We start from the raw sequence: 26,553 nt of genomic DNA on the forward strand, positions 1-26,553 counted from the left end.
AACAACGGCGGTGGACTTTCCATCGCCTTTTTTAACGTTTATATGAGGTGATGGAATGAAATGTTTTATCGGTCTTGGAAACCCGGGCCCTAAATACGATAAGACTCGTCATAATATCGGATTTATGGCGATAGACAGATTGAGCAGCGATACTCACATTGAGCTGGATAAGACGAAATTCAAATGTAATTTCGGTACAGGCTTATTAAACGGGGAAAAAGTGATGCTCGTTAAGCCCCAGACTTTTATGAACTTATCAGGTGAAGGTGTACGCCCGCTCGTTGATTATTACAATATTGAACTGGAAGATATCGTCGTTATTTATGATGACCTGGATTTACCGCTTGGACGAATCCGTCTGCGCCAAAAAGGCAGCGGCGGGGGACATAATGGTATTAAATCGCTGACGCAGCATTTCGGCAGTGAAAAATATAATCGTATCCGTCTCGGTATTGAACGTCCGCCGCAGGGTATGCCGGTAACAAATTACGTACTTGGCAAATTTCCCAAAGCAGACTCGCAGACAGTCGATAAAGTACTCGACGTGTCGAGCGAAGCATGCCGGAGTTTCGTCTCGGCACCGTTTTTAGACGTGATGAACGAATACAATGGTGATGTCAATGCATAATAAAATAAGCGACAGAATATTAAACGATGAACGTGTCAAAAGTATTTTAAATTACGACAGCGATAAAAACCTGCTCGTGACAGGTGTGAACGACGACTTTAAACCGGTGCTGCTGAAAGAAATTACAGAGAACTCGGCAGAACCGCAAGTTGTCTTCGTTGAAAACAACCACCATATGGAGAAACTGGCAAACAGTATGATGGACGTCATGGATAATGTATATACATTCCCGGTCGGCGATATTATGATTGAAAGTTTATCAAAGCAAAGCCCTGATTTTATGAAAGCAAGGATGACTGCATTATATGCACTTGCTCATGAGAAACCAGGGCTCTTTATCGTGCCTGTACACGGCCTTTTAAAACCGCTGATGCCGAAAGAAAAACTTCTGTCATACGAAAGAACGCTGCAGCTTGGCGGCACAATCAACTATGACGAGCTGATCGGGTTCCTTGTCAGCCTGGGTTATAAACGTATGAACCAGGCACAGAACTTCGGTGAATTTGCGGTGCGCGGCGATATTTTTGATATTTATATGCACGATGTATTCCTCCGTCTGGAGTTATTTGACGATGAAATCGATTCGCTCCGGCTGATTGATCCCGAGACACAGCGGTCACTTCAGAACATCGACAGTATTACGCTTGAACCTTATGCGGAGTATATCGTCGAGGCAGGCGAGCGCGAAGAACTGCTCGATAAAATCGATGAATTGTACGAACAGACTTCAGCGGGGCTTGAAGGTGTAACGAAAGAAGCACTCGAAGAATACTATGGTGTCGTTACGCATCCGGACCAGCTGGTAAATCATCTGGTTCAGTTTGCACATCTCTTGGAAGACCACGATAAATCACTGCTGGATTATTTAACGTCGAATCACAGAGTGTTTATCGATGATGCCAGTGCGATTAAGTCAGCCTACGATGCTGAGTTATCAGCGGTTCATAATTATTTTGAATCGGTGCTTGAAGCGGGGCAGATGTTTAACGGTGCGGCCAACTATCTGGAAGACCAGTACGAACGACTCCTGAATATTGAAGGTGCGACATACTTCAACTTATTTATGAAGAGTATGCCTGTTTCAATCGGTGAAATGGTTAAAATCTCAGTGAAACCGACAGAGATCTATTACGGGCAGTACGATATTCTCGCCTCGAATTTGAACGGCATGCTGGAAAATGATTATCTCATTAATATTATTCTTCGCGATGAAGATGAGCTGAACAAGACGAAACAGCTGCTCGAAGACTTAAAAATCCCGAGCTTTATAAACGAAATACCTGAAAACTCAGGCATCGTGCTGACAATCGGCAGCATGGCGACAGGATTTATTCTGCCGTATATGAGTGCTGCGATTTTAACATCGAAAGAACTATATAATAAAGTTCAGAAACGAAAAAAACGCAAACAGAAAATTTCAAACGCTGAAAAGATAAAGTCATATCAGGAACTTAACGTCGGAGATTACATCGTCCACGTGCATCACGGTGTAGGCCGGTATCTCGGCATTGAAACGCTGCAGGTCGGCGGTATTCACAGCGACTATATGAAGCTGCAGTACAAAGGTACCGATCAGCTTTATATTCCGGTTGATCAGATGGATCTCGTCCAGAAATATGTCGCGAGTGATGACGGATCGCCGAAAATGCATAAACTCGGCGGTGTCGAATGGAAGAAAACAAAAGCCAAAGTCGAGGCGAATGTTAACGATATTGCTGAAGAATTAATCAGACTCTATCAGGAACGTGCACAGGCTGAAGGATTCCAGTTCAGTCCGGATACGGAAATGCAGGAAGCATTTGAAGCGCGCTTCCCATATGAACCGACACCAGATCAGCTCGCAAGTATAAACGAGATTAAGAAAGACATGGAAGAAGCGAAGCCGATGGACAGACTGCTGTGCGGTGACGTGGGTTACGGTAAGACCGAAGTGGCGATCCGTGCAGCCTTTAAAGCAGTGCAGGATGGTAAACAGGTGGCATTTTTAGTGCCGACAACGATTCTTGCAGCACAGCATTTTGAAAGTCTGATTGAACGGATTGAAGATTATCCGGTTAATGTTGCTATGATGTCGCGTTTCAGAACTGCGAAAGAAAACCGCGAAACAGCGGCAGGTTTAAAAGAAGGACGTATTGATATCGTCGTCGGGACACATAAAATACTTGGCAAATCGATTGAGTATAAAGATCTCGGACTGCTGATCGTCGATGAAGAGCAGCGTTTCGGGGTAAAACATAAAGAAGCGATTAAGCAGATTAAAAATAACGTCGATGTTTTAACGCTGACTGCAACTCCGATTCCAAGAACGCTCCATATGAGTCTTACGGGTGTGCGGGATTTATCGGTTATAGAAACACCGCCTGAAAACAGATTCCCGGTGCAGACATACGTGCTCGAGTTCAACGGCAACTTTGTTAAAGAAGCAATTGAACGGGAACTGTCACGTAACGGGCAGGTATTTTACCTGCACAACAGAGTTGATACGATTTACAACAAACAGGCGCACGTTGAGATGCTTGTGCCCGATGCATCTGTCGGCGTTATGCATGCGAAGATGACCGAGAAGCAGATTGAGGAAACGATGCTCGATTTTGTGAATGGTGAATTCGATGTTCTCGTGACGACGACGATTATCGAAACCGGTGTGGATGTGCCGAATGCGAATACACTTATTATTGAAGATGCTGACCGATTCGGTTTAAGTCAGCTGTATCAGCTCCGCGGACGTGTCGGACGAAGCAACAGAATCAGTTATGCGTATTTATTCCACCAGCCGAACAAAGTGCTGACGGAAGTGGCGGAAAAGCGTCTTGAAGCCATTAAAGAATATACGGAACTCGGCAGCGGATTTAAAATCGCAATGCGCGACCTGAACATTCGCGGCGCCGGTAATCTGCTTGGTAAAAATCAGTCCGGATTTATCGATTCAGTCGGATATGAGATGTACAGCGATATGCTGGAAAGTGCTGTTCAGGAAAAACAGGGTATTGAAAAAGAAAAAGAACCGGTCAGCATTCCGATTAATATTGAAGCAGATGCCTATATTCCGGCGACATATATTACACATGAACAGTCAAAAATCGATATTTACAAACGTTTAAGAAAAGCGAACTCGCTTGAAGATATTCAGGATATTGAAGATGAACTGATCGACCGTTTCGGTGAGTATCCTGAAGAAGTCGTAAATTTAATCGAACTCGTAAAAGTAAAAGTGTATGCACTCATGTACGGGATCTACAAAGTGTCGGAAGATGCGAGACATTATTACCTGAATGTTTCGAAAGCGGCAACAGAAGAAATCAGCGGCGAGAAACTGTTCCAGGACACGCAGGACTACAGCAGAATATTAAAAATATCAGTTAAAGACGGAGAAATCCGCTTAACAATCCGCTCTAAAAATATTAAAGAACTTGTCAGCATTATGAGTGCAATACAGGACAGCAGAATGGAGGCAGTCAGATGAATACAATAAGAATTATCGGGCTCGGCACATCGGATATCGATAAAATGCCGCTCGGCGTATATAAAGAACTAAAAGCAGCGAAGCAGTTATTCGTCCGCACGATAGATCATCCCGCAGCAGTGATGCTAAAAGATGAAGGGGCGGAAATTACGAGCTTCGATTCGTATTATGAACAAAACGATACGTTTGAAGGCACTTACGAACACATTACGGACACGCTCTTAAAAGCAGCGGAAACGGCAGATGTACTGTACGCAGTGCCGGGTCACCCGATGGTCTATGAGACGACGACGGAACGGCTTCTTGAAGCGGCGGCAGCCGGTAAGGTTAATGTGGAAATTGCCGGCGGCCAGAGTTTTATCGATGATGTGATTACTGCACTTAAAATACCGGTGAATGAAAACTTCCAGCTGCTTGACGGTACAGATCTTAACATCGGGGACCTCGATTACAATAAACACACGCTGATTACGCAGGTGTATGATCAGCTGTCTGTCAGCGAAGTGAAAGTCACGCTGCTCGAGTATTACAACTATGACGCGCCGGTTTATTTAGTCGATAAAGCAGGCAGTGCCGATGAAAATATTATCGAAAGCACGATTTCTGAAATCGACTTCCACGTGCCGGACTCCAACCTGCTGTGTATGTTTGTGCCGAAAGCTGCAGGGGAACAATATGATAACCGTTCAATCGGACATATGGTTAATGTATTCGATACACTCGTAAGTGAAGAAAACGGCTGCCCGTGGGACAGTGTGCAGACGCATGCATCGCTGGAACGCTATCTGCTTGAAGAATCATATGAAGTCATTGAAGCGATAGAAAAACAGGATGATAACGGACTGATTGAAGAGCTTGGCGATATACTGCTGCAGGTTGCACTGCATTCAGCAATCGGCAAAAAAGACGGCTACTTCGACTTTTACGATGTCCTCAGCTCGCTGAATAAAAAAGTGGTGCACCGCCACCCGCATGTATTCGGTGATGCGACTGTCGAAAACATGGATGACCTGAACGAAGTATGGGCGAAAGCGAAAGCGGCGGAAGGCAAAAAGCCGAAAGTGAAACACGAAAAAGAATATGCAGCAACGGTATTGGACTGGATGAAGGAAACGATTCATCATAACAAACCGCTGAATGAAATTATTGCAGAGGATGATGGTCATGAGACTCGATAAATTTTTAAAAGTATCAAGAATCATTAAGCGCCGCACGCTTGCGAAAGAAATCAGCAGCGAAGGGCGCATCGAAGTAAACGGGCGCGCAGCTAAAGCGAGCACCGGGCTTGCTGTCGGAGATACGCTTGTAATCCGTTTCGGACGCAGTATCGTGACGTACGAAATACTGGAACTGAACGAGAAAGCGAAAAAAGAAGAAGCAGAACGCATGTATAAAGTTCTAAATGAAGAGAAAATTGAAAAAGAATCAGATTTTTAATAGATTGTCGCCTGTTTTTCCTGTATCTTGTATATAATAGATAGTGAATATGAGATTACAAGATTGGATGTGACAATGTGAGCAACAAGGTAGTAAGGCTGCTGAATAACTATACGAAAAAAAGAGATAGCGAAAAGAAGCAGTTAGCGAGTGAATCACGTGTGTCCCGCCGCCGTACGATGTTTTTTGGCAGTATCCTTCTCGGGATTGCCATCATACTCATGCTCGTGGCATTCAATCAAAAACAGGCAAATGAAGAACTGCACGGCGAAGTACTTGCAACGACTGAAGTACTGGAGAAGAAAAACAAGCAGCATTCGGATCTGGAACAGCAGATCAGACAGCTTAACGATGATAATTATATTCTGCGTATTGCACGCAGCGAATTCTTTTTATCAGAAGAAGGAGAATTGATTTTTAACCTTCCGGATAAAGAGGATAAAGAACAGAAGCAGGCGGAGGAATAATCATTGCTTATGTAATGATTATTCTTTTATTTAGTGTTAATATAGAAATGTATAATGATTTTGGGAGGATATTAAATAAACATGTCAGTTGAAGCGGGCAGTAAAGTTATCGGCAAGGTTACAGGTATCAAACCATTTGGTGCATTTGTTCAATTGCCAGGCGGCAAAACAGGGTTAGTTCACATCAGTGAAGTGGCTGATAAGTACGTAGAGGATATCAACGAACATTTAAAAGTCGGTGACGAAATCGAGGTTAAAGTGCTAACGATAGGCGACGACAACAAGATAAGTTTATCTATTAAAAAAGCACAGGATAAACCAAAACCGAAACCGCGTGCTAAAACACCGTCTCCGGAAGACTTTGAGAAGAAATTATCAGGTTTCCTTAAAGACAGTGAAGAGAGAATGTCTACAATTAAAAGACAGGCAGAATCGCGCCGCGGCGGAAGAGGCCGTAAATAATTATATTAAGAGGCCGGAGCAATTCGCTCTAGCCTTTTTCTTATTTATTGAGATTGGGGGAGGCGGTAAATGATGAACCTGGAAATCAATACTGCATGGGGCCGGGATGACGACATTGCCCTGGCATTGTCCGGCGGCATAGATTCAATGGTGCTGTACAGCCTCCTGACCCGGGAATATAAACATACATACAAAACGCTTACTGTGATTCATGTGAATCATAATGTGAGGGAAGCATCTGAAGAAGAAGCAGCATATATTAAAAACATGACGAAGCGCGACTGTATCCGCTTTGAAATGACCGTACTGGATTTTACGGACGGATTTTCGCAGGAAGCGGGTCGGGTCAAACGTTATGAGTTTTTTGAAAGTGTACTTAAAAAGCTGGATATTAAGTATCTGCTGATGGGTCATCATCAGGACGATCAGTACGAAACGGTGCTGCAGCAACTGTTAACCGGCCGTCATCTGTACGGGAATTTAGGGATTCCGGAAGTACGTGATACTGGCAGTTATACGGTTGTCCGTCCGTTTAAGACCATCACGAAACAAGATATTCAAAAATATCAGAGACATCATGACATTACTTATTTTGAAGACCGGAGCAACTCGGAAGACGGCTACACACGGAACTACGTGAGACATCATATTATTCCGGCGGTGAAAGAGTCGGCATCACTTGATATCAGCCAGCTGGATAATGTCAGACAGGATCTGAACGAACTCAGCGATTTTGCGTACCGGGCGGCTGAGGATTTTGTGAAGCGGCATGACAGCAGACTGCCGAGAGCCGGGTACTTAAAGCACAGCGGTATTATCAGACGGTATATTCTGACTGTTCTTCTAAACAGGCAGGGTGTCCGTATCAGCCGGCAGTCACAGGATTCACTTGATGAACTGCTGGAAAGCGGGCCGCCGCAGACAGTATTCGAGGCCGGTGCTGTGTCAGTACACATTGAATACGATTATTTCTACGCAGCACCATCAGCGGAAGGAATTCCGGAAACCCTCTTATCTGTTGAGGATAACGGCGAATTTATTTATAATGACTATCATGTCACTGTAAATTTATGCAAGTCGGAATTGCCGCTTACATTACGCATGAAGGCGGACGGCGACAAGGTACATATTAAGAATACCGGAACGAAAAAGATCAGCCGGCTGTTTATAGATAAAAAGATTCCGGCCGGTGAACGGCTGAAAATGCCGGTCGTCGTGAATTCTGACGGTATTATTATTGCAGTTGGAACAATTTATAATATAATTGAACCATCTGAAAACAGACTATTAAAGATTACGAAGGAGTTTAATGATGACAATTCAAAATGATATAAGCGAGATTGTGTTATCTGTTGAAGATATAGAGGCAATTAATAAGGAACTTGGAGAACGCATTACTAAAGACTACGAAGGTAAAAAACCTGTACTTGTCGGCCTGTTAAAAGGTTCAATTATGTTCATGGCGGATTTAATTAAGCATATCGATACGCACATGGAAATTGATTTCATGGATGTTTCAAGCTATGTCGGCACGAAATCCACAGGAGAAGTAAAAATCCTGAAAGACTTATCGACATCTGTAGAAGGCAGACATATCATCATTGTTGAAGACATCGTAGAAACAGGAACGACTTTAAATTCCATTATTGAATTTTTAACTTACCGTAAGGCCGCATCTATTGAAATTGTTACACTGCTCGACAAACCGGTTCCGGAAAGAAAACTTGATGTTGAAGTTAAATATATCGGGACTAAAATTCCCGACGGATTCGTCGTTGGATACGGGCTGGATTTTGATCAGCAATACCGCAATCTGCCTTACATTGGATTGTTAAAACCTGAAATCTACAGCTAAATCAAATGAGTGGAACTTACAGGAAATTTTTGTTACTATTTTTGGTAATGCATTAGAAATGGAGGATTACGGATGCCGAAAAATACTGGCCGTAACATATTACTTATCGCCATTCTAACAGTTGTTATGTTTGGTATTTTCCAACGCTTTAACGGCGCCGGCGGAACAGAAGAAGAACTGCAGTACAACGAGTTCTTAAACGCGCTGGAAGCTGGAGAAGTTGCTGAATTAACGATTCAGCCAGAGAATAATGTTTATTTAATTACAGGTCGTTTAGCCGACCAGGACGAACAGGAGTCATTCACTTCTGTAGTTCCATATAATAGTGTTAGTGATTTGGAACAGATTACGGATACAGCCCGCAGTCAGGAAAACCTTTCATTAACAGTAGCACCTGAAGAAGAGCCGAGTCCTTGGGCGAGCATGCTGGTTACATTTATTCCATTGCTGCTTATCTTTTTCTTATTCATCTTCCTCATGAGCCGTGCCCAGGGCGGCGGCGGAGGCGGCGGTAAAATGATGAACTTCGGCAAGAGTAAAGCGAAGCTTCATGAAAAAGACAAATCAGACGTTCGTTTTGATGATGTTGCCGGTGCCGATGAAGAAAAAGCAGAACTTGTGGAAGTTGTAGACTTCTTAAAAGATCCGCGCAGATTTGACAGAATTGGTGCCCGCATTCCTAAAGGGGTGCTTTTAGTCGGACCTCCGGGTACGGGTAAAACTCTTATCGCACGTGCTGTTGCAGGTGAGGCGGGCGTACCGTTCTTCTCAATCAGCGGTTCGGACTTCGTCGAAATGTTCGTCGGGGTCGGAGCATCACGTGTACGTGACCTGTTTGAGAATGCTAAGAAAAATGCACCTTGTATTATCTTTATCGATGAGATTGATGCTGTAGGGCGTCAGCGTGGTGCAGGTGTCGGCGGCGGTCACGATGAGCGTGAGCAGACACTTAACCAGCTCCTGGTTGAAATGGATGGATTCGCAGCGAACGAAGGCGTTATTATGATTGCAGCGACTAACCGTCCTGATATTCTTGACCCTGCACTTTTACGCCCGGGTCGTTTCGACAGACAGATTCAGGTTGGCCGTCCGGATGTTAAAGGACGTGAAGCGGTACTTAAAGTACACGCACGCAACAAGCCCCTTGATGATACTGTGGACCTTGGCGCAATTGCACAGCGTACTCCGGGATTCTCAGGTGCGGATCTTGAAAACCTGTTAAACGAAGCGGCACTTGTTGCTGCCCGTTCAGGTAAGAAGAAAATTGATATGCGGGATGTCGATGAAGCGTCAGACCGTGTTATCGCAGGGCCGGCTAAGAAGAGCCGGGTCATGAGTAAGAAAGAACGTAACATTGTCGCGTATCACGAAGCGGGCCATACAATTATCGGAATGGTGCTTGATGATGCAGAGACAGTGCACAAAGTTACCATCGTGCCGCGTGGACAGGCCGGCGGTTATGCTGTAATGCTTCCTAAAGAAGACCGTTACTTCATGACTAAGCCTGAACTGGAAGACAAGATTGTCGGCCTTCTAGGAGGACGTGTTTCTGAGGAAATTACATTTGGTGAAGTTTCCACAGGTGCACATAATGACTTCCAGAGAACGACAGGCATTGCACGCAGTATGGTAACTGAATACGGTATGAGTGACAGACTTGGACCAATTCAGTTCGGCGAATCAAACGGTCAGGTGTTCCTCGGTAAAGAAATGTCTAATGATGCAAATTATTCAGACAGTATTGCTTATGAAATTGACCAGGAAATGCAAAATATTGTGAAGACACAATACGAGCGCTGCCGCCAGATTCTTACTGAACATCAGGAACAGCTGAACTTAATTGCTGAAACACTGCTTGAGATTGAAACTCTCGACAGAGAGCAGATTGAAGGATTGTTCTACCACGGTAAATTACCGGAGCGCAGCTTCGATAACGACCCGGAGGAAGAAGATACAGTAATCAGCGATTCACTGGACAGCGATAAAACCGGCGCATCTTATGAAGAAGTTAAAGATAAGATGGACAGCGAAGATACTGATGCAGAAAATGATCGGAAAGAACAGCCTGAAGAACGTCCGGATATGGTGGAACCGCCAAAACCGGAAGGAAATAGTGAAGAAACTTCAGTAGACAGAAATAATGACGAAAGAAACAACAGATAGAACATCGAGCTGCCTTTTTGGCAGCTTTTTTTAATGGCACGAGCAATGAAATTGACTATCTTTGACGTTTGATTTATTATGCATGATAGTGAACATGGTTTATTATATAAAATGAAAAGAATTTCCAGGTGGAGGAATATAAAATGAGTGATTATTTAATTAGAGGTTTAGGCCTTAACGATGAAGTAAGGATATTTGCTGTCGATACGACAGAAACGATAAATGAAGCAGTACGACGTCATGGTGCACTGCCGACAGCAGCAGCAGCGCTTGGCCGTTCAATGAGCGCGGGTGTCATGATGGGCGCAATGCTTAAAGGTGATGACAAAGCGACAATAACTATCGAAGGCGGGGGACCGATTGGTGCCATAGTCGTGGACAGCGACGCTGATGGACATGTCAGAGGATACCTCGGCAATCCGGAAGTACACTTTGACTTAAACGACCAGGGCAAACTTGATGTGCGACGTGCAGTCGGTACTGACGGTTACCTGCGTGTAGCTAAAGATATCGGCTTAAAAGATAACTTTGTCGGTTCTGTGGAATTAATTTCAGGAGAGCTTGGCGAAGATTTCTCCTACTATTTTTATGCAAGTGAGCAGGTGCCTTCAATCGTTGCACTTGGTGTTTTAGTAAACCCTGATAACACAATTCAGGCTGCAGGCGGATTTGTAATCCAGGTACTGCCGTCGGCAAGCGATGAAACAATCGAATGGTTAAATGAACGTGCGAAAACAATGACGCCGGTATCTAAACTGCTTGCGAAAGGTTTATCGCCTGAACAGGTTATCGATGAAGCAATCGGTGAAGAAAACTGGAGAAATCTTAATAACATGCCTGTCAGCTTCGAGTGTAACTGTTCCAAAGAACGTTTTATTAACGCAATCAGCGCACTTGATCCAAAAGACATTATGACGATGATTAAAGAAGACGGCGGAGCGGAAGCTGACTGTCATTTCTGCCGCAATAAAGAATGGATTACGAAAGAAGAACTTCAGGAACTTATTACACACTAAATATTTGAAAAAACAGCACTATAATGGTATATTATTCATAGTTATTAACTAGGAATAGGAGTGTTTAATTGTGAGCAACGTATTTAACAACATTTCAGAAGCAATCGGCAACACGCCATTAGTAAAATTAAACAAACTGACTGAAGACAACAGTGCGGACGTTTATGTAAAAGTGGAATTTATGAATCCGGGGAGTTCGGTTAAAGACCGTATTGCCTTAGCAATGATTGAAGCCGCAGAAGCGTCAGGTGAATTAAAAGCCGGCACGACAATCGTTGAACCGACAAGTGGTAACACAGGTATCGGTCTTGCGATGGTAGCTGCTTCAAAAGGTTATAAAGCAGTTTTAGTAATGCCTGATACGATGAGTAAGGAACGCCGTAACCTGTTGCGCGCATATGGTGCGGAACTTGTTCTGACTCCGGGTGCAGACGGTATGAAAGGTGCAATTAAAAAAGCATCTGAACTTGCTGAAAAAGAAAACTTCTTTATGCCTCAGCAGTTTGAGAACCCTGCCAACCCTGAAATTCACGCTAAAACAACTGGTAAAGAATTAGTTGAACAGGCGGCGGCGGCAGGTTTTGAAATCGACGCATTCATCTCAGGTATCGGTACAGGCGGAACAATCAGCGGTGCCGGAAAAGTGTTAAAAGAAAACTTTGATAATGTTAAAGTTGTTGCAGTTGAACCGACGGATTCAGCAATCTTAAGCGGGCAGGAACCAGGTCCGCATAAAATCCAGGGTATCGGCGCAGGATTTGTTCCTGACACATTAAATACAGACATTTATGATGAAATTGTTACGATTGAAAATGAAGAGGCAATGGACACTGCGAGAGAACTTGCAAAACAGGAAGGTATCCTCGGCGGTATTTCTTCAGGTGCTGCAGTCCAAGCAGGAATTAAAGTTGCAAAAGATCTCGGCAAAGGCAAAAATGTCATTGTCATACTCCCTTCAAACGGTGAGAGATATTTATCTACACCATTATTTAACTTTGAAGACTAATTAAATTACAGGAAACTCCGTCTGTTCATCAGACGGAGTTTCTTTTTGTTCTGATTATTTCAGTACGGAAATATTTGGGGGAGTAATCATCTTTAAACATGTTATAATATGACTATTCAATTTATGTAAAAGCAGAGGTAGATTTTAATGGGAAGACTGAAAGTCATGGGTATTTTAAACACCACGCCGGATTCGTTCAGCGACGGTGGCAAATACAACTCGGTCGAGGCCGCTGTACACCGTGCGCGGGAGATGGTTGAAGAAGGCGTGGATATTATCGATATCGGCGGTTATTCAACGCGTCCCGGCTATACTGAGATTACAGCGGAGACGGAAATCGAACGCACAGTCCCTGTAGTTAAAGCAATCAGGGAAGCCGGCATCACTGTGGATATATCAGTCGATACATTCCGCAGTGAAGTGGCACGTGCCGTTCTGGAAGCGGGAGCGACGATGATTAACGATCAGTGGCGCGGTATTTACGATGAGAAAATACTCGATGTAGCCGCAGCATTTGATGCACCGATTTTCTTAATGCATAATAATAATCACAGCACATATAACAACGTGACTGAAGATATGATCAGAGAGCTGAAAGAGTCAGCTGACCTTGCATTAAAGCATGGTGTTAAAAAAGAAAATATCTGGCTGGATCCTGGCATCGGTTTCGTTAAATCGAGAGAAGAAGAACTCGAAGTGATGCGCAATCTTAAACAGCTGACAGCAGAAGGCTATCCGGTACTGCTTGCAACGAGCAGAAAACGCATGGTTAAAGAACTGATCGGCGGCGAAACTGACGCTGACGACCGTGACGCAGGCACACTTGCAACGACGATTATCGGTATTGAAGCGGGCGTTAAAGCAGTCAGAGTCCACAATGTTAAGATGAACCGTCAGGCAGCAGATGTCTATATGAAATTAAAAGGTGATTACAATGGATAAAATTCATATTAACGGAATAAAAACATATGCATACCACGGTGCGATTCAGGAAGAGCGTGTGCTCGGTCAGTATTTCATTACTGACCTGGTACTGCACGTTGATTTAACGGATGCATCACAGACGGATGACCTGACAGCAACTGTCCATTACGGCGAAGTTTATAACCTGGTGGAAGAGATTGTTAAAGGCGAACCGGTGAGTTTAATCGAGCGTCTGGCAGGTAAAATCAATGCGGCATTATTTGACCGGTATGATAAAATAGTAGAGATAGAAACTACTATTACGAAACCTAATCCACCAATAGATGGAAATTATGAAAGCGTGGCAATCACGCTGCACGGAAAGCGGGAATCATCATGGCAATAGCTTACCTCGGACTTGGAAGCAACATCGGTGACAGGGAAGAAAGCTTGAATAATGCAATCGCTGAATTATCCGGAGTGCCGGGTATTCAAGTAACGAAAATTTCATCGAGGTATGAAACAAAACCCTACGGCAATACAAATCAGCCGGACTTTATAAACATGGCAGTGGAAGTGGATACGAACTTAACGCCGCTGGATTTACTGGAGACAGTACTAGGTATCGAGCATGAGCTCGGGCGTGTCAGAACAGAAATATGGGGACCGCGCAGCATCGATATAGATGTTCTGCTGTACGAAGACCTTGAACTGAAACTGACGGATTTAAAAGTACCGCATCCGGAAATGCACCTGCGTTCATTCGTAATTGACCCGCTGTATGAAATTGCACCGAAAAGAGAACATCCGACATTGCATATGACGGTAGAAAAAATTAAAGAGCAGTTAGATAAAAGTCAGTCAGCAGAATGACTTAATTAAATAAAAATTATTAGAACATATATAGGAGTGGAGTATAGTGAGTGAAGAACTGAATGATCAATTAGCTGTCCGCCGCGAGAAAATGCAGCAATTAAGAGACCAGGGTATGGATCCGTTTGGTAAACGATTTGATCGTTTAGCCTACAATGAAGAACTTACAGCTCAGTGGGATGAATTTACTAAAGCAGAGCTTGAAGAAAAAGAAGCGGAGTCAGTTACTGCAATTGCCGGCCGTATTATGACTAAACGCGGTAAAGGTAAAGCAGGCTTTGCACATATTCAGGATATTACTGGACAGATTCAAATCTACGTCAGAAAAGACCAGATTGGCGACGAAGCATTTGAAGTTTGGAATCAGGCAGACCTGGGTGACTTTGTCGGTGTCAAAGGACCGATGTTCAAAACAAACACGGGAGAACTGTCGATTAAACCGACGGAATTCACGCTGCTTACAAAAGCGCTCCGCCCGCTGCCGGACAAATATCACGGTCTGAAAGACGTTGAAGAACGTTACCGTAAACGCTACCTTGACCTGATTACGAGTAAGGAATCGAGAGAAACGTTTATCAAACGCAGCAGAATTATTCAGGAGATGCGCAACTATCTGGACAGCATCGGTTTCCTGGAAGTGGAAACACCGATGATGCATTCAATCGCAGGCGGTGCACAGGCGCGTCCGTTCATTACTCACCATAACGCACTGGACAGAGACCTGTTCATGCGTATCGCACTTGAGCTGCACTTAAAACGCCTTGTTATCGGCGGGATTGAAAAAGTGTATGAAATCGGACGCGTATTTAGAAACGAAGGTGTTTCAACGCGCCATAACCCTGAATTTACGATGATGGAACTTTATGAAGCATATGCTGATTACAAAGATATTATGAAACTTACTGAAGAAATGGTTGCTTACATCGCTGAAAAAGTAAACGGCACGATGAAAGTGACATATAACGGAGAAGAAATCGATTTGACTCCTGAGTGGAAACGCGTGCACATGGTGGATATCGTCAACGAATTCACAGGTGTAAACTTCTACGACATTGAAACAGTAGAAGAAGCGAGAGCTGCGGCGAAAGCGCATAACGTTGAAATTAATGACAACATGCTTTACGGCCACATCCTGAACGAATTCTTCGAACAGAAAGTTGAAGAAGAACTGGTACAGCCGACATTTGTATACGGCCATCCGGTTGAAATTTCACCGCTGGCTAAGAAAAACGATGAAGACCCTCGCTTCACGGATCGTTTCGAGCTGTTTATCGTGCGCCGCGAACACGCGAATGCATTCACAGAGCTGAACGACCCAATCGATCAGAGAGAACGTTTCGAGGCGCAGGTCGCTGAACGTGACGCCGGTAATGACGAAGCACATGAGATGGACGAAGACTATCTTGAAGCAATGGAATACGGACTGCCGCCTACAGGCGGACTTGGAATTGGGATCGACCGTCTGGTAATGCTCCTCACGGACTCGGCATCAATCAGAGATGTACTGTTATTCCCGTCAATGCGCGACAGATAATATAAATTTGAGCACCGCTTTCCTTCGGGAGAGTGGTGTTTTTTTATTGGATGAAGGTAGTAAGTAACAATGAGCGTGTTTCATAGTCACGCAGGAAGCTGTAAGTAACAATGAGCGTGTTTCATAGTCACGCAGGAAGCTGTAAGTAACAATGAGCGAGTTTCATAGTCACGCAGGGTGGCTGTAAGTAACAATGAGCGTGTTTCATAGTTACGCAGGAAGCTGTAAGTAACAATGAGCGTGTTTCATAGTCACGCAGGAAGCTGTAAGTAACAATGAGCGAGTCTCATAGTTACGCAGGAAGCTGTAAGTAACAATGAGCGAGTTTCATAGTCACGCAGGAAGCTGTAAGTAACAATGAGCGGGTTTCATAGTCACGCAGAGCAGTAAATCACAGCCATTTATTAACTTTACGTAAAAATCTATTGACAAATTTACAGAAAATCTATATTATATATATTAGTTTGATTTTGCTTTCCGGAGAATTAGCTCAGCTGGGAGAGCATCTGCCTTACAAGCAGAGGGTCGGCGGTTCGAGCCCGTCATTCTCCACCATTTAATTTTATATTTTTAAAATGCGGAAGTAGTTCAGTGATAGAACACCACCTTGCCAAGGTGGGGGTCGCGGGTTTGAATCCCGTCTTCCGCTCCATTTTTTTTATTACATAAGGGCCTATAGCTCAGTTGGTTAGAGCGCACGCCTGATAAGCGTGAGGTCGGTGGTTCGAGTCCACCTAGGCCCACTCAATAGATATCACTTTCGACGCTGCAGTCGGAAGTGTTTTTTGTTTTACGCATAGTAAAACTGCACAAGGTTAATTATCCTGTGCAGTCAAAATCAGTATTATTTTATATGACCTTTATCTATCAGCGCTTTACGGATTTCAAGCATCGCTGTATACGTTGCAAGCATGTGAATTTGTGTTGTCGGTGCGTGTTCAATTGCTTCGATAACATTTGGCAGTTCCTCTGCGGCATCGATAGTATTTCTGTCAAATCCTGCTGTTACAAGACGTTCCGTCATTGTATCGACAGCAATACCGCCTGTAATGATTTTCTTAATATTAAGCTCTGTCAGCGATTCGAACTGCGTGTCATCAAGCCACTTTAAATCGACACCGTCTGCAGGACGATTATTGAGCAGTGCGACCAGTGTGAACGGTTCTTTTTCAAGTTTAATAAGGTTCAGCACCTGATCGAGTCCCACCGGATTTTTCACGACGTTCAGGATAATCTTTTTATCATAAGCGATAATAACTTCCTGACGGCCGAAGACGCGTTCATTTTCATTGAAGGCCTCTTTAATGCTCGTTGCCGGCACATCAAAAAACTTACCGACGCTGTATGCTGCCAAGGCGTTGTATATATTATAAATACCTGCGTTATGCAGTGTGTACGAGTCATTATCGAGTTTAAACGTTGAGTGTGTGACGTCCAGTTCCTGTACTTCGGTAACTTTGTAATCGAGTGCAGGGCGTTTGTAGCCGCATGATGTACAGTAATAATCACCCAGATTGGCGTATGTGAAATGGTTGTAGTTTAAAGTGTGGCCGCATTTTGGACATTGTGCATTTTCTTTTGACTGATCACTTGATTCAACATCTGTATCGAAACCGAAAAACTTCTGAGGATTTTTCAGATTGTGCGAGTTGAACAGCGGCAGATCACCATTTGCTATAATTGTCGCATCTGGGACTTCGCGAGCTGCATCAATCAGCAGCTCATATATGTTATCAGTCGTCCCGTAACGGTCCAGCTGATCGCTGAAAATATTAGTATGTACAAATACTTTAGGTTGCAGCTCGGCAACGACGTTTTTTAAAGAACCTTCGTCGACTTCGAGAATGGCAATCGAATCTTTCGTTGTGCGGGGAGCATTCAGGAATGCGCCGACAATGCCCTGCTTCATATTTGAACCTGTCCGGTTCGTAATTATGTTATTGTATTTTTTAGACAGAACTTTTGTCGTAAGAGTAGTAGTCAAAGTTTTACCGTTAGTTCCTGTAATTACGATTACATCGTAATTTTTAGCGAGATTCCGGAGCAGGTTTTTATCGATTGAAAGAGCGATTTTACCTGGCAGGCTGCTGCCCCCGTTCGTAAATTTTGTTAAAAAATAGTGAGTTATTTTACCTGCGTTTTTAGCTATATTGGATATGAGTGTCATTAATGTACGCTCCTTTAACTTAAGACTGTTGGGTATCAATTATAACATCAAGGTATATTAGGTACTATAATTTTTTGAAAAGCGTTATAATAAACAATATTAATCACATAGGAGAGTATGCATGTTAGATTTATTTATGAGTTTGGAATCATGGCAGCAGGCGTTAATCGCCACGCTGTTTACGTGGAGCATGACGGGTCTAGGTGCGGCAATTGTATTTCTGACTAAAGGTGTCAGCGATAACTTTTTAAATATAACCCTCGGCTTTGCCGGCGGTATTATGATAGCAGCAAGTTTCTGGTCACTCCTCGCTCCGGCTATTGAAGCGAGTGCCGGTCATCCGGTGGGTGAGTGGTTCCCTGCATTAATCGGTGTGCTTGGCGGTGCGTTATTTATTTATTTATTCGATAAACTGATTCCACACCGGCACCGCGGTGATGATATGGCGGAAGGTCTGGCTTATAATACGTCCAGACGCAGTACGCTGCTTATTACGTCGCTGACATTGCATAATATACCGGAAGGGCTGTCGATTGGTATTCTGTTCGGTGCAGCAGGGCTGAGCGGTGACCCGGTAATGACGATGAGTGCGCTGACGCTGGCAATCGGTATTGGACTGCAGAACATTCCGGAAGGTACAGCGGTATCAATGCCGCTCCGCGGCGATGGAGCTTCAAAAAGACGCGCGTTCTTCTGGGGATGGATGTCTGCGATTGTGGAACCGATGGCGGCCCTTGTTGGTGTTCTGCTGATTGGCTTTATGGAGCCGGCACTGCCTTATGCGCTGGCTGCGGGTGCCGGAGCGATGATATTCGTTGTCGTCGAAGAGGTTATCCCGAGTACGCAGAAAAACGGACATTCCGATGTAGCAGTCTTTGCATTTATGATCGGCTTTGCGATTATGATGGTGCTGGACGTCGCACTGGGATAAAAAAATCCGGAGGACAATGTCCTCCGGATTTTTTGTATTTAAATATTTTTTAATCTTAGTAGAAGAATCCGATGATTACAGAACTTAGTAATGAAACAAGTGTAGCACCGTATACTAATTTAAGACCGAACTTCGCAACTTTGTCTCCGCTTTCGCCGTGAAGGCCTTTCACAGAACCGGCAATAATACCGATACTTGCAAAGTTAGCGAATGAAATAAGGAATACTGAAAGCATTGCTTGTGTTTTCTCTGACAGAGTTTCTGCTAACGGCATAAACTCTAAAATTGCTACGAATTCGTTAGTAATAAGTTTCGTCGCCATTCGTTAGTAATAAGTTTCGTCGCCATTAATGAACCGGCAGTCTGAGCTTCATCCCATGGGATACCGATCAGGAATGCGATAGGCATAAAGATGTAACCGAGAATGTCCTGGAATGATAAGCTTGATCCCGGAATTAACAGGAATATATTGTTTAACAGACCAATTAATGCGATAAACCCGATAAGCATTGCACCTACGATAAGGACGATTTTACCACCGTCGATGATGTAATCTCCAAGAACCTGGAAGAAGGATTTGCCTTTCTCAGGGTTAGTGGAAATTTCAACGTCGCCGTCATCAATCTCTTCTTCATACGGGTTGATAATATGAACAATAACGTATACACCGAACAGGTTAAGAACAATTGCGATAATTACAAACTGCGGGTCGAGCATTGTAAAGAACGCACCGACGATTGACAGTGAGATTGAACTCATTGCCTGCGCTGATAATGTGTAAAGACGCTGTGTTGTCATTTTAGGCAGATGGTTTTTGAGTGATACAAAAACTTCTGACTGCCCAAGCATCATTGACGCCGCACCGTTATATGACTCTATGTAAGGCATGCCAGTGATTTTTGTAAGCAGGAATCCTATTCCTTTAATAATGAAAGGAAGAATTCTCGTAAATGATAAAATACCGATAATTGCCGAGATAAAGATAATCGGAAGTAAAACATTGAATAAGAACACGTCTGCCGGTTCTCCTTCAGTTGTACTCATCAGATCACCAAAGACGAACAATCCGCCTTCTCTTGCAAATCCAAGTAATTCATCGAACGCGTTAGCCAGCCACAGAATGAATGTCTGTCCGCCTGTTGTACTTAAGAATAAGAAAGCAGCAAGCAGTTGCAGTGCAAGTAATAAAACAATGTTTTTCCAGTGTTTGAATGCAAGTTTTTTGTTGCTGCTTGCGATCCATGCCAAGAAGATGACGAATAGTATACCAACTATTCCCATTACAATACTCATAGTAAGCCTCCAAAATTTAATGTATGAAATTTTTCTCTATGTATATGTTTCATTTAATTATAAAATAAATGTTACATAAACGCGATACTGAATCATTATAATGCAAACGTTTACAGAAATAAAGGGGGATTTGATAAAAACGAACAATAAATTCAGCCTTTTTGAGAAATACAAACAATAGGTGTTTAAAAAATAAACAAGAGATTTGCCAAAAAAACGCACAGACTGTATACTTTAGTCAAAGTTGGTCAAGGAGGAGTGATGATATGCGTAATATGTCGGATATCATTGAGCAGTATTTAAAAGATATGATTGAAAAATCTGGCAATGAAGTCGTTGAGATTAAACGTGCGCACATCGCTGAAAAATTTGATTGTGTACCGTCGCAGCTGAACTATGTTATAAAAACCCGTTTCACTAATGAACATGGATATGTAGTGGAAAGTAAACGCGGCGGGGGCGGCTACATAAGAATCACGAAAGTTGAAACTCATTCTGAAACCGAGTATCTGGCACATCTGCAAAATTTAATCGGGGAAAGCATCTCCCAGTTAAATGCAGAACACCTGGTGCAGTCAATGTATGAGAATGAAGTGATTACTTACCGCGAAGCGCAGATTATAGATGCAGTGATGAAGCGTGAAATTTTATCGCTTGAGCTGCCTTACAGAGATATTTTAAGGGCGAAGATTTTACGCCGTATAATTACAGCCATACTCTATGCTAAGGAGTGATCGTATGAAATGTGAAATATGCAATGAACGCGAAGCTTCAATTCATATTTCCAAAGGTTCGGGGCTCACTCACAAAGAACAATATTTGTGTGAACAATGCGCCAATCAATCGATGGATATAAATTATAACCAGACAGATAATCCGTTTGATATTCAGACGCTGTTAAAAATGCTTGCAGGCAATTCAAAGCGCGAACAGTCAGAAACAGAGCAGCATGCATGTCCAACATGCAGTTCGACACTGCAGAGCGTCGTAAAAAATGGTTTGTTCGGCTGCAGCCACTGCTATGAGTACTTTGAACGCTACGTGCCGGAAATCGTTACGCGCGTTCAGTTAAATCAGCAGCGGCATATCGGTAAAATACCGTCGCAGGCGCACGAGACATTGAAACTGAAACGGGATATTGAAACGCTCGAGAAATCACTGCAGGAAAAAGTAAAAACACAAGCCTTTGAAGAGGCAGCGGTTATCCGCGATAAGATTCAGGCGCTGAAGGACGGTGAGCCGCATGAATAGAGAGACAAGCATATGGATTCAAAATGCAGTAAATACAGAAATTGAAATGTCATCACGAATCCGTCTGGCGCGCAACATTAAAGGTGTGCCGTTTACACATATGCTGGAAGACGATGAAGATCTCGATGCACTTTCGGGACTCGTCTCAAAAATACTACCCGAATACGCACTGACATCAATGAAAAAGCTGTCTGTTCTCGACAGAGCACTGCTTGTTGAAAAGCATTTAATCAGTCCTAATTTTGCCAGGAACGGAACACGGGTCTTCATTAACGATGATGAAGACACTTCCATTATGCTCGGTGAAGAAGATCATCTCCGCATTCAGGCACTCGGGGTGAATGTTCCGCTCGAGACGCTTTATGAGAAAGCGAGCGCAATTGATGATACATTGGAAGCACGAATAGAATATGCTTTCGATGAACAATACGGCTATTTAACGGCGTGTCCGACTAATATCGGGACCGGTATGAGAGCGTCAGTAATGCTTCACCTGCCGGCGCTGACAGCGACAAATAAAATTCAGAGATTCCATAACAACCTGACACGTTTCGGTTTTACGCTGCGTGGTATATACGGGGAAGGTTCCGAACCGCTCGGTTCGGTTTATCAGCTTTCCAATCAGGTGACTTTAGGTTTTGAGGAAGCTGTCATTATTAATAATTTAAACGAGTTGAAAAATCGTTTAATAGAAGAAGAACGCATGGCAAGGGAGCAGTTAAAAACGATTGATACGCTCGACGCAGTCAGCCGTTCACTGGGTGTGCTGCAGCATGCCTATAAATTATCTTTAAAGGAAGCTTCGATGCATTTAAGTAATGTAAAACTTGGTATTGATCTGGCTTATCTTGAAGTTGAAAAATTTAACTTTCAGGAATGGTTCCAGCTGATTCAGCCGGCATTTGTGAAAGAGCGTTTAAATAGAGAAGAATACGATTCACCCGGAATTGCCGCGGAAAGAACGCGGGCAGCCTTAATGCGTGAATTACTAGGAGGGAAATAAGTATGTTGTTTGGTAAATTAACAGAGCGTGCCCAGAAAGTCCTGGCATATGCACAAGAAGAAGCAATCACACTAAAAAACTCTAATATAGGTACAGAACACCTGCTGCTTGGTCTGGTTAAAGAACAAGAAGGCATTGCGGCAAAGGTTCTTGCATCATTTAATATTGATGAACAGCGTGTTAATGAAGAAGTGCATAACTTAATCAATACAGGGTCGGAAAAGGCATCATCTATCCACTATACACCCCGTGCTAAAAAAGTAATCGAGCTGTCGATGGATGAAGCGCGCAAGCTCCATCATAACTTCGTCGGTACAGAGCACCTGCTGCTCGGTTTAATCCGTGAAAGCGAGGGCGTGGCAGCACGTGTACTTGCGAACCTCGACTTAAACATTACGAAAGCACGTGCAGCTGTGATTAAAATGCTCGGCAATCCCGAATCTTTCCAGTCACACAGCAGTATTGAACGTGATACGAATACACCGACACTTGATTCACTTGCGCGTGATTTAACGCAGATTGCAAGAGAAGAGCGTCTTGATCCGGTAATCGGCCGTTCAAGCGAGATTACGCGTGTTGTTGAAGTACTGAGCCGCAGAACGAAAAACAACCCGGTATTAATCGGTGAACCCGGTGTTGGTAAAACTGCAATCGCAGAAGGACTGGCACAGGCAATTATTCACAACGAAGTACCTGAGAACTTAAAAGGCAAACGCGTCATGTCACTCGACATGGGGACGGTCGTTGCAGGGACGAAATACCGTGGTGAATTTGAAGAGCGCATGAAAAAAGTAATGGATGAAATTCATAAAGCAGGCAACGTTGTGCTCTTTATCGATGAGCTGCACACACTTATCGGTGCCGGCGGTGCAGAAGGTGCGATTGATGCATCGAACATTTTAAAACCTGCACTGGCGCGCGGTGAGCTGCAGTGTATCGGTGCGACAACTCTTGATGAGTTCCGCAAACACATTGAAAAAGACGCAGCACTGGAACGCCGTTTCCAGCCTGTAATGGTAGACGAACCGAACGCTGAAGATGCACTCCTTATTTTGAAAGGGCTGCGTGACCGTTATGAGGCACATCACCGCCTGACAATTACGGATGAAGCACTTGAAGCGGCGGTACGTATGAGTGACCGTTATATTCAGGACCGTTTCCTGCCGGATAAAGCGATCGATTTAATCGATGAAGCATCTTCCAAAGTCAGATTGAGAAGCTATGCTGCTCCGCCTGACCTGAAAGATCTTGAAGCACAGCTCGAAACTGTGAAGAAAGAAAAAGATGCGGCAGTGCAGAGCCAGGAATTTGAAGCGGCTGCAAACTACCGTGACCAGCAGACGAAAATCGAACGTCAGGTAAAAGAATGCGAAGAGAACTGGAAGAAAGAACAGGGAGACTCATCGCAGTCGGTAATGCCTTCCGATATCGAACTTGTCGTTGCCGGCATTACAGGTATTCCGCTGACGAAAATCGCAGAAGATGAATCGGACAGACTGTTAAATCTCGAGTCGATTTTACACGAACGTGTTATCGGACAGAACGATGCAGTCACATCGATTTCAAAAGCAGTCCGACGCGCGCGCGCGGGGCTTAAAAACCCTAAACGTCCAATCGGAAGCTTTATCTTCTTAGGACCGACAGGTGTCGGGAAGACCGAGCTTGCAAGAGCACTCAGCGAAACGATGTTCGGTGAAGAAGACGCGATGATCCGCGTCGATATGAGTGAATATATGGAGAAACATTCCGTATCGCGTCTTGTCGGTTCGCCTCCGGGCTATGTCGGCTATGATGACGGCGGACAGCTGACTGAGAAAGTCAGAAGAAAACCATACTCACTTGTCCTGTTTGATGAAATTGAAAAAGCACATCCTGATGTTTTTAACCTGCTGCTGCAGGTGCTTGACGACGGACGCTTAACAGATTCAAACGGGCGTACAGTCGATTTCCGCAATACGATTATCGTAATGACATCAAACGTCGGTGCCCGTGAACTTCAGGATCAGAGATTCGTCGGTTTCGGCGGACCTGCTGCAGAAGATTATGAGAATGTCCGCAGCACGATGATGAAAGAACTTAAAAATACTTTCAGACCTGAATTTATTAACCGTGTAGACGATATTATTGTGTTCCACAAACTTGAAAAAGAACACCTTAGAGAGATTGTCAGTCTGATGATTGACCAGCTGCGCGAACGTCTGACAGACCAGAATATTCACATTGAAGTGACTGATAAAGCAACTGAACGTATTGCAGAAGAAGGATACGATCCTGAATATGGAGCGCGTCCGCTGGCAAGAAGCATTCAGAAAAACATTGAGGATACACTCAGTGAATCACTGCTTTCCGGTGAGGTTTTTGAAAATAAACTCGTTACTGTTGATTACAAAGATGATGAATTCAAAGTAACAACTAAAGACAGGGAAAAAGACACAGTCGAACAATAATAAAGAAACCCCAATCGCTCAAAGAGAATTTGAGGATTGGGGTTTTGCTTACATAAATTACGAATGGAACACTTCTTCGGCGAGGTTGATTGCATTAAACAGCGCGCTCGCTTTATTGATTGTTTCCTGATATTCGTTTTCCGGAGTGGAATCCGCAACGACACCGGCACCTGCCTGAACGCTGACAGTACTGCCTTCTAAAATCATTGTGCGGATTGTAATGCACGAGTCCATATTGCCGTCGAATCCGTAATAGAGAATGCACCCGCCGTATAAACCGCGGTTGTCCGGCTCGAGTTCACGGATGATTTCCATGGCGCGCGTTTTCGGTGCGCCGGTGAGCGTGCCTGCCGGAAATGAATTAAAGAACGCTTCAATCGGTGACACATCGTCACGGAGCGTACCGTTTACGACGCTGATAATGTGCATAACTTCCGAGAATTTTCCGATAGTCATATAACGGCTGACTTCGACGCTGTCTGCGACAGATACTTTGCGGAATTCATCGAGAGCAAGTTCCACGAGCATTTTATGCTCGGCGACTTCTTTTTCATCATTGAGCAGTTCTTCAGCAATCGCTTCATCCTCTTTTGGAGTGGCGCCGCGTCTTCTCGTGCCGGCAATCGGGTGGATTTCGAGCGTATTGTCTTTGACCTGCAGCTGGCGTTCCGGCGAACTGCCGATCAGTTTGGAATCCGGGAAGTTTAAGTAGAACATATACGGTGACGGGTTCACGTTTCTTAATACGCGGTACAGCTCAAAACCGGAACATTGTGTTTCCGTGTCGAAACGCTGTGACAGCACCGTCTGTTCTATTTCGCCGCGGCTGATATGCTCTTTAATCACATCAACATCGCGTTTGAAGTCGGCTTCTTTATAGTTGCTTGTAAATGACAGTTTTGGATTTTCCGCCTGTCTTCTGGACAGCATCAAATCTTCGAGGTGCGCACTGTCCCGCAATCGTTTTTTTAATGAATGAATCCTGGTTTTTAAAGTGTTGTATGTATCTTTAACACTTTCGAAACGTTCGGGACTGTCGAATGAAACGATGAATGTTTTTTGAGCGCGGTGCTCGTAAGCAATCAGTGTACGTGTAAAGACAAAGTGATAATTGCCGGATTCCGTGTTTTCACGGGGGCTGATGCCGGCTAAATCCTGTACGGCTTCATAGTTCACGTAGCCGACCGCGCCGCCTTTAAACGGCAGTTCAATGCTGTCTGTATACGCGTTGACATAATCCTGTGCGTAATCCAGCGCATCTTTCAGATTGTCGAAGCTGAATGTTTTATCAGTGTCGAGATCGGTCATAAGAAAACCGTTATCCTGCTCACTGATATCGATAAAAGGATCCAGGCCGATAAATGAATAATTCGACCACTCTGATGCAGGGTCCTGACTTTCTAAAATGTAAAGCGCGTCGTCTTTCAATGCATTGAACATATGTATCGGTGTCAGTACATCGGTGTAAAAGCTTTCAATCAGCGGCAAAGTTCTGTGAGAACCGGCGCTTTTGGAAAAATCGTTAAATGACTGCATAGAATCTCCTTTTCTTTTTTAAGAATATGAACATATATTAAAGAAGCTGAAAGTGATTTGCAACCATGCTGATGGAATAGTCTGAAAATATTTTGTGAATGGACGAACAATATTACTG

Annotated in this window: 22 protein-coding genes, 3 tRNA genes and 1 pseudogene; 23 read left to right on the forward strand and 3 right to left on the reverse strand. The window is 43.9% G+C overall.

Translation table 11 applies throughout. From position 1 onward, the window contains the following. The first annotated feature begins 55 nt into the window (after positions 1-55). The 18 genes from pth to HNR41_RS08975 all read left to right on the forward strand — a co-directional run bounded on the left by pth (position 56) and on the right by HNR41_RS08975 (position 16,550). Positions 56-628: an aminoacyl-tRNA hydrolase gene (gene pth / locus HNR41_RS08890; protein ID WP_184283846.1), complete on the forward strand. Its 573-nt coding sequence runs from the start codon at positions 56-58 to the stop codon at positions 626-628. Beyond that, positions 621-4,091 (forward strand): transcription-repair coupling factor, encoded by a 3,471-nt coding sequence (gene mfd / locus HNR41_RS08895; protein ID WP_184283848.1) that lies wholly within the window; start codon positions 621-623, stop codon positions 4,089-4,091. Before pth ends, mfd begins: the two co-directional genes overlap by 8 nt. After that, on the forward strand, positions 4,088-5,269 hold the full coding sequence (locus HNR41_RS08900; RefSeq protein WP_184283850.1) for a MazG nucleotide pyrophosphohydrolase domain-containing protein: 1,182 nt from the start codon (positions 4,088-4,090) through the stop codon (positions 5,267-5,269). Before mfd ends, HNR41_RS08900 begins: the two co-directional genes overlap by 4 nt. Next, positions 5,256-5,528: an RNA-binding S4 domain-containing protein gene (locus tag HNR41_RS08905; RefSeq protein WP_184283852.1), complete on the forward strand. Its 273-nt coding sequence runs from the start codon at positions 5,256-5,258 to the stop codon at positions 5,526-5,528. The genes HNR41_RS08900 and HNR41_RS08905 overlap by 14 nt, the downstream gene beginning before the upstream one ends. 77 nt (positions 5,529-5,605) lie before the next feature. Further along, positions 5,606-5,995 (forward strand): FtsB family cell division protein, encoded by a 390-nt coding sequence (locus HNR41_RS08910; protein ID WP_229714992.1) that lies wholly within the window; start codon positions 5,606-5,608, stop codon positions 5,993-5,995. Between the two features lie 81 nt (positions 5,996-6,076). After that, complete coding sequence (locus HNR41_RS08915) at positions 6,077-6,457, forward strand: S1 domain-containing RNA-binding protein (protein WP_115883858.1); 381 nt, start codon at positions 6,077-6,079, stop codon at positions 6,455-6,457. Positions 6,458-6,526: 69 nt separating this feature from the next. Further along, positions 6,527-7,786 carry a tRNA lysidine(34) synthetase TilS gene (tilS, locus tag HNR41_RS08920; protein WP_184283854.1) on the forward strand — a complete coding sequence of 420 codons (1,260 nt, stop codon included), beginning with the start codon at positions 6,527-6,529 and terminating at the stop codon, positions 7,784-7,786. Continuing rightward, positions 7,776-8,312, forward strand: coding sequence for a hypoxanthine phosphoribosyltransferase (hpt, locus tag HNR41_RS08925; protein ID WP_229714997.1), 537 nt, complete (start codon positions 7,776-7,778; stop codon positions 8,310-8,312). Before tilS ends, hpt begins: the two co-directional genes overlap by 11 nt. Positions 8,313-8,384: 72 nt before the next feature. Continuing rightward, positions 8,385-10,475, forward strand: coding sequence for an ATP-dependent zinc metalloprotease FtsH (ftsH, locus tag HNR41_RS08930; protein ID WP_184283856.1), 2,091 nt, complete (start codon positions 8,385-8,387; stop codon positions 10,473-10,475). 143 nt (positions 10,476-10,618) lie between these two features. Continuing rightward, positions 10,619-11,491 carry an Hsp33 family molecular chaperone HslO gene (gene hslO, locus HNR41_RS08935; RefSeq protein ID WP_184283858.1) on the forward strand — a complete coding sequence of 291 codons (873 nt, stop codon included), beginning with the start codon at positions 10,619-10,621 and terminating at the stop codon, positions 11,489-11,491. 70 nt (positions 11,492-11,561) lie between these two features. Then, a complete protein-coding gene (gene cysK / locus HNR41_RS08940; protein WP_184283860.1) occupies positions 11,562-12,497 on the forward strand; it encodes a cysteine synthase A in 936 nt (311 codons plus the stop codon). Between the two features lie 147 nt (positions 12,498-12,644). After that, the gene (folP, locus tag HNR41_RS08945; RefSeq protein ID WP_184283862.1) at positions 12,645-13,439 is read left to right on the forward strand and encodes a dihydropteroate synthase; all 795 of its coding nucleotides are present in this window, start codon (positions 12,645-12,647) and stop codon (positions 13,437-13,439) included. Further along, on the forward strand, positions 13,432-13,806 hold the full coding sequence (gene folB / locus HNR41_RS08950) for a dihydroneopterin aldolase (RefSeq protein WP_035810450.1): 375 nt from the start codon (positions 13,432-13,434) through the stop codon (positions 13,804-13,806). Before folP ends, folB begins: the two co-directional genes overlap by 8 nt. Further along, the gene (gene folK, locus HNR41_RS08955) at positions 13,797-14,273 is read left to right on the forward strand and encodes a 2-amino-4-hydroxy-6-hydroxymethyldihydropteridine diphosphokinase (RefSeq protein ID WP_184283864.1); all 477 of its coding nucleotides are present in this window, start codon (positions 13,797-13,799) and stop codon (positions 14,271-14,273) included. The genes folB and folK overlap by 10 nt, the downstream gene beginning before the upstream one ends. A 46-nt stretch (positions 14,274-14,319) precedes the next feature. Continuing rightward, positions 14,320-15,807 (forward strand): lysine--tRNA ligase, encoded by a 1,488-nt coding sequence (lysS, locus tag HNR41_RS08960; protein ID WP_184283866.1) that lies wholly within the window; start codon positions 14,320-14,322, stop codon positions 15,805-15,807. A 479-nt stretch (positions 15,808-16,286) separates the two neighbouring features. Next, positions 16,287-16,362 (forward strand) — tRNA-Val (locus HNR41_RS08965). Between the two features lie 22 nt (positions 16,363-16,384). Further along, positions 16,385-16,459: transfer RNA gene (locus HNR41_RS08970), tRNA-Gly, on the forward strand. Positions 16,460-16,476: 17 nt separating this feature from the next. Further along, positions 16,477-16,550, forward strand: a tRNA-Ile gene (locus HNR41_RS08975). A 101-nt stretch (positions 16,551-16,651) separates the two neighbouring features. Here HNR41_RS08975 and HNR41_RS08980 read toward each other — a convergent pair. After that, complete coding sequence (locus tag HNR41_RS08980) at positions 16,652-17,974, reverse strand: MurT ligase domain-containing protein (protein WP_184283868.1); 1,323 nt, start codon at positions 17,972-17,974, stop codon at positions 16,652-16,654. A 121-nt stretch (positions 17,975-18,095) separates the two neighbouring features. Here HNR41_RS08980 and HNR41_RS08985 point away from each other — a divergent pair, with 121 nt between their 5' ends. Beyond that, the gene (locus HNR41_RS08985) at positions 18,096-18,905 is read left to right on the forward strand and encodes a ZIP family metal transporter (RefSeq protein WP_184283870.1); all 810 of its coding nucleotides are present in this window, start codon (positions 18,096-18,098) and stop codon (positions 18,903-18,905) included. 55 nt (positions 18,906-18,960) lie between these two features. On the opposite strand, the pseudogene HNR41_RS08990 reads toward HNR41_RS08985, so the two are convergent. Then, positions 18,961-20,198: pseudogene (locus tag HNR41_RS08990) on the reverse strand (NupC/NupG family nucleoside CNT transporter). Positions 20,199-20,464: 266 nt separating this feature from the next. On the opposite strand from HNR41_RS08990, the gene HNR41_RS08995 reads away from it, so the two are divergent. From HNR41_RS08995 to HNR41_RS09010, 4 genes are read left to right on the forward strand one after another with little or no spacing between them, the layout of a single operon-like run. Further along, positions 20,465-20,932, forward strand: coding sequence for a CtsR family transcriptional regulator (locus tag HNR41_RS08995; RefSeq protein ID WP_184283872.1), 468 nt, complete (start codon positions 20,465-20,467; stop codon positions 20,930-20,932). Between the two features lie 4 nt (positions 20,933-20,936). Further along, on the forward strand, positions 20,937-21,449 hold the full coding sequence (locus HNR41_RS09000) for a UvrB/UvrC motif-containing protein (RefSeq protein ID WP_184283874.1): 513 nt from the start codon (positions 20,937-20,939) through the stop codon (positions 21,447-21,449). Beyond that, a complete protein-coding gene (locus tag HNR41_RS09005; RefSeq protein WP_184283876.1) occupies positions 21,442-22,452 on the forward strand; it encodes a protein arginine kinase in 1,011 nt (336 codons plus the stop codon). Before HNR41_RS09000 ends, HNR41_RS09005 begins: the two co-directional genes overlap by 8 nt. A gap of 2 nt (positions 22,453-22,454) precedes the next feature. Continuing rightward, positions 22,455-24,899 (forward strand): ATP-dependent Clp protease ATP-binding subunit, encoded by a 2,445-nt coding sequence (locus tag HNR41_RS09010; RefSeq protein WP_184283878.1) that lies wholly within the window; start codon positions 22,455-22,457, stop codon positions 24,897-24,899. A 57-nt stretch (positions 24,900-24,956) separates the two neighbouring features. On the opposite strand, the gene HNR41_RS09015 is transcribed toward HNR41_RS09010, so the two are convergent. Then, positions 24,957-26,435, reverse strand: coding sequence for an anthranilate synthase component I family protein (locus HNR41_RS09015; RefSeq protein ID WP_184283880.1), 1,479 nt, complete (start codon positions 26,433-26,435; stop codon positions 24,957-24,959). Positions 26,436-26,553: the final 118 nt, after the last annotated feature.

This window comes from Jeotgalicoccus coquinae, from assembly GCF_014207425.1.
Taxonomy (GTDB): Bacteria; Bacillota; Bacilli; order Staphylococcales; family Salinicoccaceae; genus Jeotgalicoccus; species Jeotgalicoccus coquinae.